Genomic DNA, 20,353 nt, shown 5'->3' on the forward strand with positions numbered 1-20,353 from the left:
TCCAGGCGTCGAGTGTGCGTCCAGGGCGTCGAGTGTGCGCCGACGGTTTCCACTGTGTAGCCAGGGCGGCCGACGGGCCGTGAGCTCGCCACCGAGGCACGCTCGAAGCCCACAGTGCACGCTCGAAGCCCTGGATGCACACTCGACGCCGCGTCAGGTGCCGGTAACGCCGGCAATGGATCGCCCGGCGGCGCTAACCCCCGGAGCCTGGCCGTCGACCAATGCAGCCTTCAGTTGTGCACCGAATAACTTGAGCGATTCGGCATTCAACATTTCGTTGTGTGTGGAGTCGACGGCGTACTCGACGATATCGCCGCGGACATACGGCCGCCAATCCTCGAGCAGCGTCGAATCATTTCCGCCGCGGGTGGCCACGAATATGGTCAGGTCACCGTCAAAGACCGTCGGCCGATGCCCGGACCGATGCCGTTCATTGGCGATGCTGTTCGCGACCAGAATCTCCAGCAGCTGCGCGGACGGGAGCCCGAAATTGGCGTGCTGTCGTTCTGGGATCAATTCGGCAGCCCGCTGATAGGTAAAGGGTTCAAGATCATCTGCCGGCAAATCGATTCCATTCGCGCGCAGTACATATTTCAGGATTTCAGCTTCCCGCACCGCGGCGGTGATGTCGTCCGTCACTTCGTCGGCGCACGGGGTCGCATCGAGAACGATGAGCCGCCCGACGACGCAGCCGCGCCGGCGAAGCTCGACGGCGAGCTCATGCACCACAAGCCCCCCGAACGACCAGCCGAGCAGGTGATATGGCCCACCGGGATACAACGATTGGACGGTGTCGGCATAGCGCTGCGCCATGTCACGGATCGACTCGGGCCCCGGGCCATCGTCGGGGACCTGCTGAATGCCGACAATCGGGCAGTCCAGGTAAGCACCCAGGGCGTGATAGGGCCAGCTCAACCCCACGGCTGTATGAATGCAGAACAGCGGAACCCCGACACCGTCTCGCAGCAGCTCCACCGGGGTCACCTCCGGTGACCGCACGGGTCGGCGCAGCTGTTGGCTCAGGCTCGCCACCGATGGCGCATCGAACAGGCTGCGCACGGTCAGGTCGACGTTCAGGGCTCGGCGTACTCCGGCGACCACCCGCATGGCCAGCAGCGAATTGCCGCCCAGATCGAAGAAGGACTCGTCGATGCCCACCCGGTACAGACCCAGCACCTGCGCGTAGATGCCGGCGAGGGTTTCCTCGACCGCGGTGGTCGGGGCACGGTAGCGGGTCGTGTGAGCGTAGTCGGGAGCCGGCAGGGCACGTTTGTCGAGTTTGCCGTTGACCGTCAACGGCAGCGCCGCCACGCTCACCACCGCCGCGGGCACCATATAGTCGGGCAACCGCTCGGCCAGCCGCGCGCGGACCTGCTCCGCCTGCACCTGCCCGACGACGTAGCCGACCAGCCGCCGGTCACCGGGACGGTCCTCGCGCGCGATCACCACCGCCTGCCGCCCCCCGACGGCCTCGGACAGCGCGGTGCTCACCTCACCCAACTCGATGCGGTACCCCCGGATTTTCACCTGCTCATCGGCGCGACCCAGATAGTCCAACTGCCCGTCGGCGCGCCAGCGCACCAAATCCCCGGTGCGATACATCCGCCCCCCCACCCCATAGGGGCATGCCACAAACCGGGCCGCGGTCAACGCGGGCCGGCGCCAATACCCACACCCCACCCCGGCACCGGCCACGTACAGCTCCCCCACCACCCCCACGGGCACCGGGCGCAGCCAGGCGTCCAACACGAACAACGCCGCACCCGGCACCGGCGAGCCGATCGGCGGCGGCGCCGCATCGGCAACCAGTGGCGCGCTCGTCGACACCCAGACCGTCGCCTCTGTCGGGCCGTAGGTATTGATCATCATCGGCCCGGACGCCCACCGATCCACCAATTCGACAGGACACACCTCGCCGAGCAGCACCACAGCCGCGGACTCCAGCCCACGCCGGGGCAACATCGCGATAGCGGAGGGAGTTTGCGTCAGCACGTCGACGTGTTCCCGTACCAGCAGCGCATGCAAATCCGGGGACGAGCGCGCCACCGCATCCGGCACCACCACCAGCCGCCCGCCGTGCAGGAGTGCTCCCCACATCTCCCATACCGAGAAGTCGAACGAATACGAATGGCATTGGGCGCCGGCCTTTCCGGCGGTGGCGGTGAATGGCGGCACTACCTCGAAGAGTTGGGTGACGTTGCGGTGGCTGATCGCAACACCTTTGGGAGTACCGGTGGTACCGGAGGTGTACATGATGTAGGCGATGTGGTCGGCGTCGGGGGGCGGTGGCGCGGTGCCCGGATAAGTATCGATTCGGGGATCGTCGACGTCGATGACTGCCAGATCGGTGCCGACTCCGGCGGCAACGAGTAACGGGGCGAGGTCGGTGGTGGTAATCGCGGCCTTGGGGGTCGCGTCGTTGAGCATGAAAGCGATGCGCGCGCTTGGGTGTTGGGTATCGATGGGTAGGTAGGCCGCCCCGGTCTTGAGCACCGCGAGGATGGCGATGGTGGCCGGGATGGAGCGCGCCAGCAGCAGCGCCACCACGGCGCCGGGGCCCACCCCGGCATCGATCAACGCGTGGGCCAGCCGGTTCGCGGCCCGCTCCAGTTGGGCGTAGGCCAGCGTTCGGTCCACACCGACCAGCGCCACCGCCCGCGGTGTGCGAGCGACCTGGGCGTCGAACAACGCCGGTATGGACACCGGCGCCGTGGTTTTGGCCAGGGCTGCGCGGTTCCCGATTTCATCGAGATGGGCGTGTTCGTCGGCGTCGAGCGCATCGATCGACGACAGCGGCGCACTCGGATCGTCGGTCATCGCGGTCAGCAGCCGTTGCAGGCGGTCGCGAAGCCTCTCGATGCTGGAGGCATCGAATACATCTGTGCGGTAAGTGATTTCACCGTTGATGCCAGCGGGCGCCCCGCTGGGTGCGAAGCGGTCGCCGAAGGTGAGGGTCAGGTCAAGGTGGGCGGCTTGGGTATCGGCGGGGACGGAGCCGACACGCAGTCCGGGCAGGATCAATTCGTCGGCCGGGGCGGCGCTTTGCCAGGCCAACATGACTTGGATCAGCGGGTGATGGGTGAGGCTGCGGGTGGGGTTGAGCCGTTCAACGATCACCTCAAAGGGCACGTCCTGGTGCTCGTAGGCGTCCAGGCTGGCTTCCCGGACCCGGGTGATCAGCTCGGTGAGGTTAGGGTCACCGGCCAGGCTGACTCGCAACACCACCGTATTGACGAACAGCCCGACCATCTCCTCGAACGCGGGGTCGGTGCGCCCGGCAACGGGAATGCCCACCGCGATATCGGTGCTGCCGGTCAGACCGGCAAGCAACGCAGCCGCGCCCGCCGCAATGACCATGAAACTCGTGGCGCGATGCTCGCGGGCCAACCACGCAATCCTGCGGTGCAATGCCACCGGCCAGTCGACGGCGATGCTGGCGCCGGCGTGCCCGGCCACTTGCGGGTAGGGGCGGTCGGTGGGCAGCTCCAGCCGTTCCGGCAGTCCGGCCAGGGTTTGCTGCCAATACACCAGCCCGGCGGAGATGGTGCTGGCGGGGTCGTCCGCGTCACCCAGCTGGGCACGCTGCCACCGGCTGTAATCGGCGTAGTGCAGTGCCAACTCTTCCCAGCCGGGGGCCGCCCCTGCTCGGCGGGCGGTGTAGGCGGTGGCCAGGTCGCGCAGCAGCGGACCGAGTGACCACCGGTCGGCGGCGATGTGGTGCATCACGATGACCAGCACGTGTTCGTCGGCGCCGACGCTGAAAAGCTCTGTCCGCAGCGGGATTTGGTTGGCCAGATGGAACCGGTAGCCGACCAGCGCGGCAATGGCCTGCTGCAGCCGGGCTGCCGACCACGTGGCGGCGTCGGTGATCTGCCAGCCCGTGTCGGCGGCGGTGGCATCGACCACGCGCTGCTCGGGGATACCGTCGGTGACCGGAAAGACGGTGCGCAACGAGCGGTGGCGGCTCGCCACATCGGTGACCGCCGTGCACAGCGCCTCGGTGTCCAGCCGTCCAGATAACCGCAGCCCCACCGCCATGTTGTAAAGGGGGGACGGCCCTTCTAGTTGATCAATGAACCACAACCGACGTTGCCCGTAGGACAACGGCACCGGCTTCGGCGGCGCCGCGGCCACCAACGGTTGGACGCCGTCAGCGGCCGAGCCCATGGGAATGACCAGGCCCGGCACCGAGGGTGCGTCGACGAGGGTGCCCACCACCCCTGACCGATCCAGGGCCACAAGCGATTTCCACGCTGACGTACCGGCGGACACGCATCGCGATATATCCCTGCACTCGGCTTTTGCGAGACATCCAACCTACACCCGAGCCCGACGGTGTGTCGCCCGCACCATCGGTCCTAACGCCTGTCGCGTTTCCAGAATTCGCCAAGGATTCAGGTAGCGGCTGCGGCGAAGCTGTGCTGGTCGAGGTACTCGCGCCGCGATGGCGGCCTTGGAAGAGAGCAGCAACACCAATGGCTGGCACCAACCGCAGGCAATCCCCGAGTCGCCCGGCGACGCAGGGAGGAATTCGCCGGCTGGGTGCGATGCTGCTGCCCGCCAGCCCGGCAGGTCGCACACTGGCGATCAGTGGGGGTATCGATTCGCTGGGCACCGGGCTGTTTTTCGCCTCCTTCACGCTGTACTTCGTCGGGATCGTCAAAATCGGTGCGCCGCAAGTCGCCTTTGCCAGCACCGCGGCCGGAATCCTCGCTCTGTTCGTCCCGGTGCCATTGGGCCGGCTGGCGGACCGACTGGGGCCCGGAAGGCTCTACATCGGACTGCTGGTGCTGCGTGGTCTCGGCTACTGCTGCTTTGCAGGCGTTTCCGACTTCAAGGGCTTTCTGGTTCTCACGGTGGTCCTCACCGCCGCAGACCGCGCGAGCACACCGCTGCAGCAGTCGGTCGTCCGGGCGGTGATCGGCAACCAGGACTGCACTCGGACGATGGCCTCAATCCGCGGCGTGCGGAACCTGGGCCTGACCGCGGGCTTCCTGCTCGCCGCGGGGGCGTTCGCCGCCGCCGCGACGTCGGTGTTCACCGCGCTCTTTGTTGCCAACGGGATCTCTTTCCTGGTGGCGGCCGCCATGGTGTGGCCGACGGTTTCGCGGACGCAAGCCGTGGTGGCGGCCGAGACTCCGACACCCAGTCCGGCGGCCGGAGCCGCGGCCGGCCAGCGGTCCCCGTTCCGCGACCGGTGGTTCGTGGTATTCACGATCGGCAACGGCGTGTTGTGGCTGCACGACAGCGTGCTGATCGTGCTGCTGCCGATTTGGGTCATCAAGCACACCGCGGTGCCCGCGGGATGGGTGCCCGTATTCATGGCGGTCAACACCGTGCTGACGGCGGTGCTTCAGGTTTACGTCGCGCGGTTCGCTGACGGGGCTGCGGCCGCGAATCGGGTACTGGGACTGGCGGGTCTGCTGCTGATGGCCTGCTGCGGCTTCCTGGCCCTCGGCCAGGCGGCGACCACCACCATTGCGGTCTTGGCGGTGCTGACGGCCGTCGTGCTGCTCTCGGTCGCCGAGAACCTCCACAACGTGGCCGCCTACGAGCTGTCCGCAGAGCTGTCACCCGAGACAGAGTTGAGCCGCTATCTCGGCGCCTTCAGCCTCGCCTACACCGGCCAACAGGTCATCGGCCCTGCCGTGATGGCGGTGTTGATGCCGGTGGGACTGATCGGGTGGCCGGTGCTGGCGAGCGCCTTCGGCGCCGCCATTGTGGTCTCGCGAGGTGCTGCCGGCCGCTGCCTGGCCGAGCGTGCCGGAGTGACGCGCCGTCGCGCCGTGGGGGCACATCGGCTGTTCTGCGTTTCGCTGCCCGCGGCGTGCGCGGCATAGCGGCGAAAGCTCAGGCATCGACGTCGGACGTCATCGCGCGCAGCGCCGAAACCAGTCCGTGGGCGAACTCTTCGGCGACTTGATCGGTCACCGCAAGCGGGTTATCGGCCAGATATACCGACGGCGCCCGATGCTCGCCGCGGACCATCACGTGCACATCGGCGCGCGGTGGGCCGAGCGCCCAGATGCTCGGCTGGTCAAGCAGATTGAGCGTGGAATCGGGCACCGTGGGCTGGTTGGGGGTATCAAACTCGGCCAGCACCGTCATCCGGTCGGGGTGATCGAAAAACGGCTGCATCGGCGTGGGATCGGTGGCCAGCGGCACGCAGCTGTTGTCCAAGACGTCGAGAAGTGCGTCGCGGGCCTGCGAAATAAGTGGCCCCGCACGTACATCCGACGTAATTCGCATCGGACGCGGCTCCATCAGGGGCGCCACCGCACCGTCCAGCTCCTGGGTGTCGCGGTGGCCGACCTCGGTCAACAGCACGGTTTCGGCCGCGCCGACCTGCCGCCGCCAGACCAGGTGTACCGCGGCAACGACCGGCGCCAGCAGCGTGGTCCGGTACGCCGAAGCAAGCGCAACCATGGCTTGTTCGTCGTCGGCCGTCAGCGGCACCCGCCGTATTCGCGCCGCCGTCACCGCGGAGCGCGGCACCCGCGGATCGGCACCAAAATTCGCATCCGCAAGTTGTCGCCGCCAGTGCAGCCGTTCGGCCCTCGCGTCGGAATCGTCCGACCCGGCGGCCCGATCAGCCAGCACCGCACCGAATTGCGCCGGTGGCGGGCCCAAGTCCGGCGGCGGACCGGCATGGCACAACAAACACAGCTCCTGGGCGAGCACATGCAACGACCACGGGTCGGTGATCAATCGGTCCAGGCCCACAACCACATACTGCTGGGGCGGCTGGACCGTTGCGACCAATCGCACCCGCCACAACGGTTTTCCCGCGCACCGGTACCCAGCCAGCGCCAGCGCCGCGGCGAAGCTGCCGATGTCCCCGCCATGGGTATCGACCCCGAGAACGGCGTCGAGAACCGCTTCGGGCGAACCCACCGACAGGTCCGGCCACACCAGTCGCAACGCTTCGTGCCGCGACACCAGCACGGGCAGCCGGGCAACCAGCATGTCCGGATCAATATCGACAGCCTGGAAAACCAGCGGAGCAAAATCGGCTCCCAGCGGACTGCTGGCGTCACGTAGCCCGATGAGCCAACCCGGCACGCTCACTCGCGCGCCACCGGGTCAGTCATCGCGACCAGAACGCGCCGCTCGCCACGGTAGGCGGCCCGGCCGTGCAGCGTCGTCACGTTGTCCACCACCAGAACATCACCGCGGCGCCACGAGTGGGCCACTGAAACAGCTTCCAGGACATGGCGAATGGCGTCGAGATCGCGTTCCGGTATGGGCTCGCCGTCGCCGTAGGACGCATGGTGGGGCAGCCCCTCTTCGCCGAACTCATCGAGCAACACGTCGCGGATCTCGACCGGAAGGGCCGAAGAATGCCACTGTTCGGCCTGGTTGAACCACACCTGCCGGCCCGAGTCCGAATCATGGATGAAGGCCGGCCGGCATTCGACGATACGCAGCGCCCCGCCGGGCAGCCACGTCGCGGTCGCGCCCGAATCTCGCAACAGACCGGCCACCTTGTCCCGGTCGGCGGTCTCGAAGGTCTGCTGCCATGATTTGCCCGGCCCGGACCCGCTGCGCATGGTGCGCAGGTATCGAATCCCCTTGCGCCGCATGCAATCGACAACTTCCTGCAGCCGGGGGTGCGCAACCAGGGCGCGGCCGTCGGCGAGCAGCGTTTCACCGCCCTGGGCCGCGGGCCGTGCACAGCAGAAGTACAGCCGCTTGGGCCAGCGGTCCGAGTACGACATTTCGTTGTGCGGGCTGATCGGCGCCTCGGGCGGATACTCGGTGGACGTATAGATCCCGTTGCCCAACGCGGTCCGGGGCGAGTTCCCGCCGACATAGCGCGTCGGCTCGATGCCGGCCCGCCCCGTGATCGCCTGCAGCCCGCCCGCGTCGCCCACGTTCCACCCGCGGGCCAGTAGCGCCCCATGTTCGGCCAATAATGTTGCCACGCAATCGTTTTCGGAGATAACCTCGGCCAGCGCCGACGGCGTGTCACGACCTCGGGGAAGCACGACCGGTAGGCATCGGCGGCCTTCTCGGCCGCGCAACCACATATCCTCCCGGCGCCAGGACCGCCGGTGCCCGGTAATTCGCGGTGTCGGGATGGAGCCGTTGCGGCCGGGGCGCAGGAAGTCGGCCACTTCCGCCGCGTACCTGGGCGCGGCATCCTGCGGGAGCATGTGTCCGCCGCCGGGCAGCGTCCGGATCACCGCCTGCGGGTGGGTGTCGGGCCAGTGGGCCACCTGCTGGACCGGACACGCCGGGTCCGCATCGCCGGCGAGCACCAGCAACGGCGTCGTATGGTCCAGCGACACGCCCATCGCCGACTCGAACACCTCGCAATCGGCCCGGATGGCGCCGACGAACAGGGTGAACAAGGCACCGCTGTACTTATCGGCCGCCGGGAAGGTGCCCAGGTGACGGCACCAGTCAAGTCGTTGCGCGTCAGTCATTTTCGATAGCGGCCGGGATGGGTCGAGGTAGGCCGGCGGCACCACGGCCGACATGACCACGGCCCGTGCGGGCCGGCCTTCGCGCTCCAGGCGAGCAGCCAGCGCCGACGCCACGTAAGCGCCGACGCTGTGGCCGATCAGCACCCCGCCCAGCAGCTGCTCCGGCAGCTGATCGAGGTAGAACTGGACCAGCTCGCCAAGCTCGTGCAGGACGGGGCCACCCGAGCGTGGTCGTCCGGGCGGATCAACCGCGGTGACGCAGTAGCCGTGTTGACCGAGCTCCGCACTGAGCCTGGCAAACGAGTGCGGGCTTCCTCCGCCGTGCGGGAAGGCCAGCACTGAGCGGTGCGGATCCGCGGTGTCCGCAGGTCCATAGCAGAGCAGGCCGAAGCCGGCGGCCTGTCGCTGGTAGCCGGCCACCGGTCACCTCGCCGCCACGGCCACGGCGTGGTGCGGAAACGGCCGGCCTCTGTTGTCGGTGCTACGAATCTTGTTGTGGCCGTAGGTGTCCTGGCCGGCTACCAGGACGGCACCGTAGTGCGTGAGATCGAAGTGCCCGCCGTGGGCTTCGAACGAGGGCCACCCGGGATAGACCTTGACTTCCGTCGGCACGTATCGCGATGCGATCGCAAACCGGGTAGACCTTTGGGTGGTGTTCGGATAGGAGGCGTGCACACACCTGGCCGTGAAGATCACGCACTGCCCGGCTTCCATTTCCACGGCCAGCGCTTCATCCTCGGGTGGTACCCACTGCGGGTCGATGCGAAATTCTTTGAAGTCGTAGCCGAAGAACGATCCGCTGTCCTCCATGGCAGTGACGGAGCTGTACTCGCCGTCGCGGCCAATAGTGACCGACTTGCTTTCGTCGTAGTAGAGGGTGCGGTGTGACCCGGGCAAAAATTTCATGCAGCCGTTTTCCTTGGTGGCTTCGGTGAAGGTGGTCCACACGGTGATATCGAGCGGCAGGTCGTCGGATTGGGTGCTGTGCTGCAGCATCGCGGTTCCGGTGGCGTATTGATAGTTGCGGACCTGATGCCACTCGGTGCCCGGGGTGCCGGGGAACTTCGGAAAGAACTCGGTGCGCCAGGCGAGCAGATCCGGCCCGAGAATCTTGCCGACCTTCTCGATGATCGTCGGATGCCCGATATGTTGTGCCAGCTCGGGGATGTCGAAATGACGGTCGTAGTTGACCTCGTTGTCGAACAGGATGTGGCTGCGGTCCTGGTTGCCGATACGGATGCGCCGCAACATCGCTTTCGCCTCGTCGGGCGAGTAGAGCGTGAACGGCCCGATGACGCCGTTCTCCTCGAACCCGCGCAGGTCCGGGTCCTCGATCAGGTTGGCTACACCACTCATTGAGAATCCTTTCCGATTCACTAAAGAGCTTCCAGCGATCGTGCGAGCTCCCGCTTCAATTCGGCGCCCAGCTCGGCGATCGAGCCGTTGGAGTCGTTATGCGGCGCCTGGCCGTCGCCGGGCGCCGTCACGGCGGCCAGATGAGCGGCCAGGGCAGCGCAATGGGGATAGTCGTAGATCAGCGTCGGCGGCAGGTCGATTCCCGTCGCGGCCATCAGGTCTCGCCGCAGCCGAAGGCCGGCCAGCGAGTCCAAGCCGAGATCTACCAAAGGAGCGTCAACGGCCACCGAGTCGCGGCGCAGCAGTGCCGCGACCGCGCGGCAGACGAACCCGGTGATTTCTCCGCCCGCTACGGCCTCCCGCCACTGGTCGGTGCGAGCAGCCGCGTCATGAACCCCTGGCTCGGCCCAGACCTGCGCGGCTAACGCTTCCGGCCTCGGCATCAACCCAGAATCACCTTCTGCCACAACGGGATCGGGCAAGGCGTAATAAGTGGCCCCGCCCATAGGCACCCGATCCAGCGCGTCGAGCCACTGGTCTGCCGGCAGGGCCCGCGGCCCGGAGCGGGGATCGAGCTCACGGCTCATCCCCACCTGCTGCCACGGCCCCCAGGCCACGGTGGTTACCGCCGGTCCGGCCGCCCGGCTCAGCGACTCGAGCGCCGCGTTCGCGGCGGCGTACGCGGCCTGTCCCGGCGAACCCAACAGCGACGCCAGCGACGACATCACCAACATCGGGCACCCATGCTCAGCGGCCAGCCGCGCCAGCGCTGCGGTGCCGAGCACCTTGGGTGCCAGCACCGCGCGCAGGTCGGATTCGGTTACGCGCGAGGCGATCGCGTCGCGCAGCACCCCGGCGGCCGCGATCACCAGCGATACCGATCCCCGGGGTAGCGACCGGGCCAGGCGTTCCACGTCTGCAGGGACCGCCAAATCCGCCCGGGCGAATTCGACGACGCAGCCGGGCGGGCCGGCCGGGGGTTGCCCGGGCGGGTTGCGCGCGACGAGCACCACCCGTCGCGCGCCGTTGCGGGCGCACCGCTGGATCATCCGGGCTGCGATGCCGCCGGTGCCGCCCCCGATCACGACGGTATCCAGCGGGCCGGTCAGTCCCGTCGGCGACGCCTCGCCGGAGGTGTCCGGCGCATCGATCAGGAGCGGGGCGAGTCGCAGCGTGTTGCGCAGCGCGATCTCCGAATGATCGGTGCGGACGATCTCCGCGCTCAGCGTCGCCGCGTCGACGGTGCTGTCGCAGTCCACCAATCGCCAGCCGGGGCCGGGTGATTCGGCACGCGCAGACCGGACGAAACCCCAGACCGCAGCTTGATCGGGGCGGCCCGAGGTCGATCCCGGTACGTCGGCACCCCCGACGGTGAGGGTCACGACCGGCACCTGAGGGCTGGCTGCGGCCACGGCCATCGTAGAGCGCAGCGAGATCCAGTCCCGGGCCGGGTCTGTCGCGTCCGCCGTGTCGGCGCCGCCGAGCGCGGTGAGGTCGACGATCCCGTCGGCCGACTGCAGCGCCTTCTCCAGCACCCGGGTTGCCCGCGCCAAGTCTGTCCGCAGCAGCTCATCCCAGTCCGGCACTGTGCGGCAGCCGGGCACCTGGTTCCGTACCGCGTCGACCGCCGCGGCGCCAGCACGGGGTGCCAGCACCACCGGACACCTACCGTCGACGGCTGACGTGTCGGCGTCCAGTGGCGTCCATACCACGCTGGCAAGCCGGACCGGGCGGAGCGCCGCGGCGGAGCCGGCCGCGTCGCGGCGCGGCCAGTAGGTGGTTCGCCGGAAGGGGTAGGCGGGCAAGGCGATTCGGTGCGCGCGCCGATGCAGTGCGGTGCCCGACCAGTCCACGGGGACGCCTCGGTCACGGAGCCCGAGCAGTAGGCGCGCGCTGGGTGGAGCCTGGTCGTGACGGTCCAACCGGACCAGACGATCTGCCAGTGCCGGGCGGTTGACCGCGACGATCTCGGCAAGAACTCCCGAGGGCGAAAGGTCCACGAACACGGTGCCGGTGGGGATGATCGAGGCGCCCACGGCGTCGCCGAAGAAAACTGGGTCGCGCACTTGGCGGCCCCAGTACGCCGGGTCGGCGACCTCGCTACCGATGCGCCCGGTCACGGTCGACAGCATCGGGATGGCGGGCGCACCCGGTTTGGCCGCCGCGGCCGCGGCGGCGACATCGTCGACGATCGACTCCATCATCGGGCTATGGAAAGCGTGCGTCGTGCCCAACGGTGTGGTCCTGACGTCGCGTGCGCGCAGTGCCGCGCAGACCGCGGTCAGCTGCGCGTGCGGCCCGGACAAGACCACGCTGTGCTCCGAATTGATCACCGCCACCGCAACATCGGTGGCGCCGGCCGCGTCGATGGCGGCTGCGGCGCCCCCGGCGTCGATGACGGCGACCGCCATCGCGCCGCCCGCGCACCGCTGGTCCATCAATCGGCCCCGCGTACCGGCCAACACCACCGCCTCGACCGGACTGAACACCCCGGCGATCGCGGCGGCAGCCAGCTCACCGAGGCTGTGCCCGATCACCAGGGCCGGACGCACGCCGGCCGCGGTCAGCGTTTGGGCCAGCGCGATCGCGGCGGCCACCAACGCCGGCTGTAGGTTGGCTGCCTGTCCTCTGCGAGGGTCGTCGGCGCAGCCGATGAGCTCGGTGAGGTCGGCGTCAAGGCGCGGCCGCGCCTGCTGATGGAGCGCTCCGAACGCGCCCTGGAAGTCCTCGTCGACGGCTAGCCATCGATGTAGTACAGACCAGCCCTCGCCCCCCTGTCCCGGGAACAGCAATGTCACCGGGCCCGCTGCCACCGGCGTCAACTGTGTTGTGGTGTCGACCGATTCGGCTGCGGTGGCCAGGCGGTCGGCGGCCTCCGCGGTGGTGGCCGCTACCACCGACAGGTTCGCGCGCAGCGGCGCACGACCGGCCAGGCTGGTCAACGAGACGTCGGCGAGCTCGACCGGTTCGGTGCCGCGCAGCCGGTCGGCCAACCTCAGGGCGGAGTCACGCAGGGCCTCGCCGTCGCGGGCCGAGACGGCGATCAGGTACCGCCCGCCCCCGCGGGATTGGCGTGGCTGACGCGAGGGTGCCTGTTCGACCACGAGGTGCGCATTGGTTCCGCCGGCGCCGAATGAGCTGACGGCCGCCCGTCGATGGCTGCCGTCGGGTCCGGGCCACGGTGTGGCCACGGTCGGCACATAGAGCCGGCTGTCGGCGAGATCGATCTCCGGGTTGAGCCTGCGAAAGCCCGCAACCGGAGGGATGACGCCGCGCTGCACGGCCAGCACCACCTTGATCAGACCGGCCACGCCGGCCGCGGTATCCAGGTGCCCGATGTTGGCCTTGACCGCCCCGATGGCACAACGGTTGCGATCGTCACCGTCCAATACCGCACGCAGGGAACGGATTTCAATGGGATCGCCGAGCCGGGTACCCGTTCCGTGGGTCTCTGCCAGGCCGATGGTCTGCGGACTGCGCCCAGACAGCGTGTGCGCCGCGGCGATCACCTCGCGTTGGCCCCGCATGCCGGGCGCGGCAAAGCTCGACTTGTCCCGGCCGTCGTTGTTGATGGCGGATCCGGTGATGACCGCCCGGATGGGGTCGCCCGCGGCGACGGCATCGGCGTATCGCTTGAGCACCACCACCCCGACACCATTGCCACCGACGGTGCCGTCGGCGTCAGCGTCAAAGGGCAGGCAGCGGCCGCTCGGCGAAAGAATCCCGCCGTTCTGATGCAGGTAGCCGCAGGCAACCGGGACATGCACCGCGGCGGCGCCGGCCAGCGCCATATCGCATTCGCCCGACAACAAACTCTGGATCGCCAGGTGGGTCGCGACAAGCGCGCTCGAACACGCGGTCTGCACGTTGATTGCCGGCCCCCGCAGGCCCAGCTGAAAAGCGACCCGGGTGGCCAGGTAGTCGCCCCGGTTCGCCACCGAAATCAACGGCACGGCGCTGCCTTCCACGAGGTCGGTGTCGGCGAGCACCGCCTCGGTGAGGTAGGACGACATCCTGGCGCCCGCATAAAGACTCATCCCGGCGGCGGCGAAGCAGCCGACAACGGCCGCCGGTGATTGCGGTGAATGCCCGGCGTCTTCCAGTGCCGCCCAAGCGCATTCGAGAAACAACCGGTGTTGCGGATCGGTCAGCGTCGCCTCCCGCTCGCTGATACCGAAAAACGTCGCGTCGAAGGCGTCGGCGTCCTCGAGGAACCCGTCGACGGGCACGTATTCCGGTGCGTCGACCAATTTCGGCGAAACACCGTGCCGTAGCAGCTCGGCGCGCGAGTGCCGGCGAATCGAGCAGACGCCGGCAACCATGTTGCGCCAGAACGAGTCCGGGTCGGCTGCCCCGGGGAACCGGCAGCTCAGCCCGATCACGGCGACGTCGAACTCGCTCATCAGCTGGTCCCGGACGCCTCACGTAATGACGCGCGCCGGAGCAGGTTTGCCCGCGGATCCTCGACTGGCGGCTGGCCCTTGTCCGCGCGACCGGCCCCGGAGGCGCCGCGGTCCTCGATCACCTCGGCCAGCTCCCGCAATGTCGGGTACTCGAACACCGCGACCGCGGGCAATGGCACACCCAACAACTGCTGCACCCGCTCCTGCAACCGCGGCACCAGTAACGAATGCCCGCCCAACTCGAAAAAGTCATCCTCCGCCGAGACGTCGGTCAGCTTGAGCATCTCGGCCCAGATACCGGCGAGCACCGCCATGGTCGAGCCCCGATCGGCCGCCGCGGCCGGTGCCTGCGGGTGCTGCCCCAGCACGTGCACCGCGACCGGGACCCCGAACGCATCGGTGATCGCCGGCGTGAGATCCGTTGCGGGCCCGGCCATCCGGACCACGATCCGTTCCAGTGGCCGCAAGCCTCCGCCGAGGTGTGCCAGGCGCCGATTGCTGGTATCCAGCCCCACCGCATACCACCCCGGCCGGCAACGCAGGACGGCGTCCAGCGCATCGATGGCCGCCGCGGGGTCGGCGGTGGCCAGCCCCATCTCGGCCGCCAGGTCACCGCCGGCGACGTCCTGGCTCATACCCGGACCCGCCCACCGGCTCCATGAGATCGACCAGGCACGTCTGCCCCGATCCCGGTGACGGGCCGCCAGCGCATCCTGGAACCGGTTGGCGGCCGCATATGCGGCCAGTTCCGGCGCGCCGACCAGGGTGTGCACCGAGCTGAAATACACCTCGATCGCGTGGTGGCGTGCGGCCAGGAGCCGCTCGATAGCGATCGCGCCCCGACCCTTGGCGTAGAGCGCATCGTCGATGTCGGCCGCCGACAGGTGCACCGCGGACCGTCGCACCAGCTCACCGGCCAGCGCGAACACTCCGTCGATGGGCCCGCCGCAGCGCTGCTCGAACGCCTGGACCGCACCGCACAGGGCCACCTCGTCGACGGCATCCACCGCGAGATAGGTCACCTCTCCCCTCTGGCGACCCATCTCGCGCAGCGCGCGCAGGTTCTCCCCGCGCGGCCCCGCGGGCGCGGCGGAGTCCAGCTCCGATGTCCCCACGATGAGCAGGCGTGCGCCGAATTTCCGGAGCAGGTACTCGCAGACGTGCCGGCCGACACCGCCCAGTCCGCCGGTGACCAGGTAGCGCCCTGCGGCCTGGAGTGCGGATTGCCCGGTTGCCCGGATCGGCGCCGGCGCGGTGGTGAAGATCCGCCGGACCGGCAGGCCAAGGTCCACCTCGGCCGGTTCCGATCGGGACAACTCCTCGGCGACCGCTTCGGGTGAGGCCGCGGAGCCGATGACCCGGACCGACAGCCAGGGCAGGTCCCGACCCGCGCTGTGCGCAAATGCCGCCAGCGCCTGGCCATAGTCACAGCCCGCCGGGGCTACCACCGTCAGCCGCGACGGCCGCGACCCGCCGGCCGGCTCGATGACGCGCAGCAGGGTTGCCAGGTCGGCGCATCGAGCGACAACGTCGTCGGGTGTCGGCGGCCCCGCCGGCAGCACATAGACCACATGCTGCGCGCCGCCGAGCGTATCCGCGGGCCCAAACATGCCGGCGCTCAATGCATCTCCCCGATTCCGCAACGCCCGGGCCAGCGCGTCGGCGAACTGCCCGCGGTCGCCCAGCAACAACACCGACAAGTCCGCGCCGCGGGGTGCCGATTCGAGGGTGGGTGTGCACAGCACCTCCACCACGGGAGGGCGATCGCGCGGGTCCGGCGCACAACCGAACAGCCGCTCGCGGATCAGTGCCCGTTTCGGTTTGCCGATCGACGTCTTGGCCACGTCGTTTCGGGTGACGGCGCGGATGGGGGCGGGGCAGACGTGGAATTCCCGCAGCATCGCGCGGCGTACCCGTTCGGCCACCTCGGCGGCGGGGTGTCCGGGCAGCGGCACGAAAACGACAGCGATCTGTTCGGTGGCGGCATCGGTGGCACGGACGCCGAAGGCGACGCTCCATGTCGGGTCGACCCCGGAAACCTTGTCGACGACGGCCTCGACCTCGCTCGCGGTGATGTTGCGGCCGCCGACGATGATGACGTCTTTGTCCCTGCCGATGATGGTCAGGCCCGCGGGTCCGATCACGGCGCGATCTCCGGTGTGCAACCACCCGTCGGGGTCCACCGCCGACGCGGTGGCCGCGTCGTCGTCGAGGTAGCCGGCGGTGATCATCGGCCCCCGCACCTGCAGTTGCCCTGGTTCGCCGTGCGGCTGCACCGCACCGCTGTCGTCAACCACTCGTACCGTGCAGCCCGGAATCGGTTGCCCCACCGGCACGTGCGGGCTCGACCGCTCGACCAGCCCGGGGGCGAAGCCAGCCGAATACACCACCCCCGAACACGTTTCAGACATCCCCCAGGCCGGGTGCATGGCCTCCGGCGGCAGGCCGTAGGGGGCAAGGGCGGTCAGGAAGTCCAGGCATTGATCGGCGACGACGGGCTCGCCGCCGTTGAGAATGAAGGTCAGACACGACAAATCCCATGGGGGCCGCTCGTCGGGCGGCAACTCCCGTAGCCTCGCCGTCACCAGCTGGTAGGCGAAGTTGGGTGCCCAGGTGACCGTGACCCGATACCGGTCAACCAGTTCCAGCCAGGTCAGCGGCTCACGCAGGACCAGCTCGGTGGGCACCTGCACTTGCCGGCAACGCAACCAGACGTCGCGGATGTGGAACATGACCAGCCCACCGACATGGTCGAGCGGGAACCAGTTCAGTGAGATTTCCTCGGCGCTAAATCCGTTGTGGGCGCTGGCCGATGCGGCATTGGAAAGGACCGCGCGGTGCGTCTGACCGACGATCTTGGGCGTACCGGTACTGCCGCTGGTGGGCAATCCGAGCACCAGGTCGTCGGGCGATCGGCTGACCACCGAGCCGGGCGGGGCCGCGCGCAACTCACCGATGTCGGCAAAGCCCGGCGTGTTTTGCGCCGCCGTCAGATCGGTCACCACCACCGCCGCCGCGGCCGACGACATGGTGGCCTGCAACGCACCCAGTGCGGCGTGCGGCTCAACGGTGTCCGGCAGCGGCGACGGGACAACGATCAGCCCGGCCAGCACCGCACCCCAGAATCCGGGCACGAAGCCGGCGGGTTCGCCGCATGCCAGCACGACCCGGTCGCCGGGGCGCAGCCCGCGTTGTCGCAGGCCGCCGCACACCCGTTGGGCATCGCCGAGAAGCTCGTCATAACCGGCCATGGTGACTCGCCCGTCACGGCGGTGCAGGCGCAGCGCGTCGCGATACGGGCACTCGGCGGCCGCCGAAACGAGCAGTTCGCCCAGCGTCGCCGGGCCGCCGGGGCGGGCGTCCCCACCACTCAGGATGGAAGCCGGCGCTCGTTGGTCGCCGATCGGTTGTCGCACCGGCTGCCGTGCCGTGCCAATTGTGCCGGCATACCCATCCGCGGCCGCGGGCGCGAACGCCACGCTGGCCGCGGGAGCTGCGCCGCGGGCGGTCATCGCGGCTTCGGTTCGGGCGAGCGTCGTTTCGTCCAGCACCGGTAGCATCGCCAGGCTCGCGATGTCTGCCTCACCGTCGGCGGTGCGGGGCAGGCTCGAAACCAGCACCACGTCGACCGGCATCGGCGCCGCGGCGGCGGTGATCGTGTCCCGAATCCGGCGGCTGGTCACCGGTCGGGCCGGCACCACGTAGGCGACCAGGCGTCGTTCACCCGCCGCGGTGCCGCGCTCGATAACAGTGCAGTCCAACGCATCTGGCGAGTCAGCGAGTAAGCGGGCGATATCGGCCCGCAGGTCCGATCCCACGCTGCCGATGCTCACTTAGCCTCCTTCAACTCGAAATTCGTGGCGATGGGCGCCAGCCGAACGTTGTTGTCGCTGTTGCGGCTTTCGGCCATGCTGGTGGCGGTGCTGATGTCTGGATAGTCGTCGACGCCCAGCAGCCGGACCAACCCGCCGGCATAACGTCCGCGCAGAACAAAGGCGCTCCAGATCGGGTCGAGAGCGGGACCGGTCTGGGACGCACCCGGCGGCCACTGTGGCGCCAGATACTCCTGAACCACCCAATCCCCGGTGTCGCAGGCATTTTCGACGAGGCCGCGCCAGGCCGCGGGTGACGTGTGGTGACCCAGATACACCTGCGTGCCGCCGTCGGACGTGGCGTGCTTGAGCACCATCTCGGGCTGCCGCGAGACGGCCAGGCCGGGAAGATCCACCCACTGCCCATGCCAGCGGGTAGTGCCCGGCCGGATGCTTCGGGTCCATGCGACGGTGCCGCAGACCAGCCGGCGCTCCGCGGGCGTCAACAGCGGTCGCTCCTCGTCGGCTTGCCGACTCAGTTCGGCGAGCACCCTGCGGTCGTTGACCACCGCGGCGATCGGGCCGCTATGCAACGAGACGAGCCCCCGCTTGGCAGCGGCGACACATCGCATCCGGGGGGCTCCGTCGAGCACGTCACCCTCCAGCAGGGCATGCACCCGCTCCCCCGCACAGTAAATGCCATCCGGGCCAACCTCGAGGTCTGCGTAGTCGGCGAAATGGAACCCGCCGGGTGTGACGCCTGCCCGGGCCGCCGCCGCGCGCCACGCCGGAAGACAGGCGTGGCGCACGGATTCGGTGAACTCCGCCGAGCCCGGCGCCCGGATCACCACCAGGCCAACGGATTCCCCCGCTGTCGCCACACCCGATTCCCGGGCGCACGCGTGCGCCATATCGCACACGGCGACAAGCGGGTCGGCAACCGCCGGTGACCAGCCGCGCTGCTGGGTCCAGCACCCATGGACCAGCCAGCCGCCCGCGTGGGCCGCATTGACGTCGATGCAGCGAAACCGGCCGTCGGAGTAGACGAGATCGGGTCTGGACAGGCATCCGTCCAGCCCGTCGGGCGGCTCGAGCACGAAGCTCAGCCAGTCTTCGTCGACGTCGGGCAGGACCTCGGCCAGCGTTCCCGCGTCGGCGAGCCGCGACGGCAAAGCCAACGACAGCGCGATGACCCGTCGCGCGGTGTCGGCCAGTTCGACCAGTGTTGCCGCCTCGATGCCGGCTGCCGATTCTCCGAATCGATACGGGGACAACACCGTCGCGGTGTCCCCGTCAGCCAACACTGGCACCTGCGGCGATGATCGGGAACTGGCGGATCGGGTCGTTGGTCGGCAGTCGCACGATGTTGCCGTCGGCTTCCCTGGTGATCGCGACGGCACCTTCGGGAACGAACTGCGCCACCAGCGCGCGGCGGATATCCCCGGTGGAGTTGGGTCCGGTCTGATGCGGCGTGGTGCCGCTCATGCACACGATCGTTCCGGCTTTCGTCGTCAATGACTGTGCGGTGGCCGGTGTCCGGTCATAACAGACATATCCGAGCGGCGTACGCCGGTGGGCGATGGTGCCGAGGGTGTGCACGCCGGGCACCATCTGCAGGCCACCATTGGACTCGTCGCTGTCGCTGAGTGCCACCCAGCACGTCAGGTACTGCTGCGGCTCGACGAAGGTGTACCCGTTGTCCTGATGCCAGGGGAACGGTTGGGGCGAGAACGGCTTCTTGTACACCGCCTGGTCCCAATACAACCGCACGTCGGGCCCGATGATGTCGAAGACCATGTCGCAGAACAGTTTTGATGTATAGAAGCGTCGCGTGAACGGTGAATTGCGAACGATGTGGGTGGTAAAGGTGATCTCGTCGGCGCGTGCGATGAAGGCTCGCCCCTCCTGCATTCCCCGCAACCGTTGCTCGCCGATGCGTTCCAACCGGTCCACCTCGGCGATCAGCGTCTCAACGACGTCCGGCGGCACCACGTCGGGCAGCACGCAGTAACCGTCGTCGTTGTATTGCCGGCGCTGGGCGTCATCGAGCAGCCGTGAAGGTCCTTCGATCGGTCGCCACGCGAAGTCGGTGTTCCATTCGTGCAACGGCAGGCTGGTCGCTTCCGGTGGCGACGTGTCGTCGGCGCGGAAATTGTTGGCGCAGAACGTGCGCCAAGCCGCGGTGGGGTCGCTGAAGATCTCTGGGCTGTACCGGGTGGGTCCGGCTCGCACAACAAAGTCGTCGTGGACGAACAACACCTTCGCCGGCGCCGGGCTGGCGTCGAGTTGGCGGGCCAGCGCGGGAAACGCGCGCAGCACTGTGGCCGGGACTGCGGTTGCTGAGGTGCTCATA

The 20,353-nt window shown here is 68.6% G+C and carries 8 protein-coding genes and 1 pseudogene; 1 reads left to right on the top strand and 8 read right to left on the bottom strand.

Going from position 1 to position 20,353, the window contains the following annotated elements; genetic code table 11:
- Positions 1-153 precede the first annotated feature (153 nt).
- Positions 154-4,215: pseudogene (locus B4U45_RS02195) on the bottom strand (non-ribosomal peptide synthetase); the annotation flags it as partial.
- A gap of 260 nt (positions 4,216-4,475) precedes the next feature.
- On the opposite strand from B4U45_RS02195, the gene B4U45_RS02200 reads away from it, so the two are divergent.
- Complete coding sequence (locus B4U45_RS02200; RefSeq protein WP_082275435.1) at positions 4,476-5,840, top strand: MFS transporter; 1,365 nt, start codon at positions 4,476-4,478, stop codon at positions 5,838-5,840.
- A 10-nt stretch (positions 5,841-5,850) separates the two neighbouring features.
- Here B4U45_RS02200 and B4U45_RS02205 read toward each other — a convergent pair whose 3' ends face one another.
- From B4U45_RS02205 to B4U45_RS02235, 7 genes are read right to left on the bottom strand one after another with little or no spacing between them, the layout of a single operon-like run.
- Positions 5,851-7,068, bottom strand: coding sequence for a condensation domain-containing protein (locus B4U45_RS02205; RefSeq protein ID WP_131808302.1), 1,218 nt, complete (start codon positions 7,066-7,068; stop codon positions 5,851-5,853).
- A complete protein-coding gene (locus B4U45_RS02210) occupies positions 7,065-8,849 on the bottom strand; it encodes an alpha/beta fold hydrolase (RefSeq protein WP_122526468.1) in 1,785 nt (594 codons plus the stop codon). Before B4U45_RS02210 ends, B4U45_RS02205 begins: the two co-directional genes overlap by 4 nt.
- Positions 8,850-8,852: 3 nt before the next feature.
- Positions 8,853-9,785, bottom strand: a complete 933-nt coding sequence (locus B4U45_RS02215; protein WP_082275437.1) for a chlorinating enzyme — start codon at positions 9,783-9,785, stop codon at positions 8,853-8,855.
- 20 nt (positions 9,786-9,805) lie between these two features.
- The gene (locus B4U45_RS02220) at positions 9,806-14,188 is read right to left on the bottom strand and encodes a type I polyketide synthase (RefSeq protein WP_122526469.1); all 4,383 of its coding nucleotides are present in this window, start codon (positions 14,186-14,188) and stop codon (positions 9,806-9,808) included.
- Positions 14,188-18,021, bottom strand: a complete 3,834-nt coding sequence (locus B4U45_RS02225; protein ID WP_075547430.1) for an SDR family NAD(P)-dependent oxidoreductase — start codon at positions 18,019-18,021, stop codon at positions 14,188-14,190. The genes B4U45_RS02220 and B4U45_RS02225 overlap by 1 nt, the downstream gene beginning before the upstream one ends.
- Entirely contained in the window at positions 18,018-19,310 is a 1,293-nt protein-coding gene (locus tag B4U45_RS02230; RefSeq protein ID WP_219859300.1) for a hypothetical protein, read from the bottom strand. The genes B4U45_RS02225 and B4U45_RS02230 overlap by 4 nt, the downstream gene beginning before the upstream one ends.
- Positions 19,294-20,352, bottom strand: a complete 1,059-nt coding sequence (locus tag B4U45_RS02235) for a phytanoyl-CoA dioxygenase family protein (protein WP_075547428.1) — start codon at positions 20,350-20,352, stop codon at positions 19,294-19,296. The genes B4U45_RS02230 and B4U45_RS02235 overlap by 17 nt, the downstream gene beginning before the upstream one ends.
- Position 20,353: the final 1 nt, after the last annotated feature.

The sequence above is a fragment of the Mycobacterium persicum genome, from assembly GCF_002086915.1.
Lineage (GTDB): Bacteria > Actinomycetota > Actinomycetes > Mycobacteriales > Mycobacteriaceae > Mycobacterium > Mycobacterium persicum.

Coding starts and splice junctions, on each gene's coding strand:
- B4U45_RS02215 (WP_082275437.1), bottom strand. CDS start 9,785: ATGAGTGGTGTAGCCAACCTGATCGAGGACCCGGACCTGCGCGGGTTC.
- B4U45_RS02235 (WP_075547428.1), bottom strand. CDS start 20,352: ATGAGCACCTCAGCAACCGCAGTCCCGGCCACAGTGCTGCGCGCGTTT.
- B4U45_RS02200 (WP_082275435.1), top strand. CDS start 4,476: ATGGCTGGCACCAACCGCAGGCAATCCCCGAGTCGCCCGGCGACGCAG.
- B4U45_RS02220 (WP_122526469.1), bottom strand. CDS start 14,188: ATGAGCGAGTTCGACGTCGCCGTGATCGGGCTGAGCTGCCGGTTCCCC.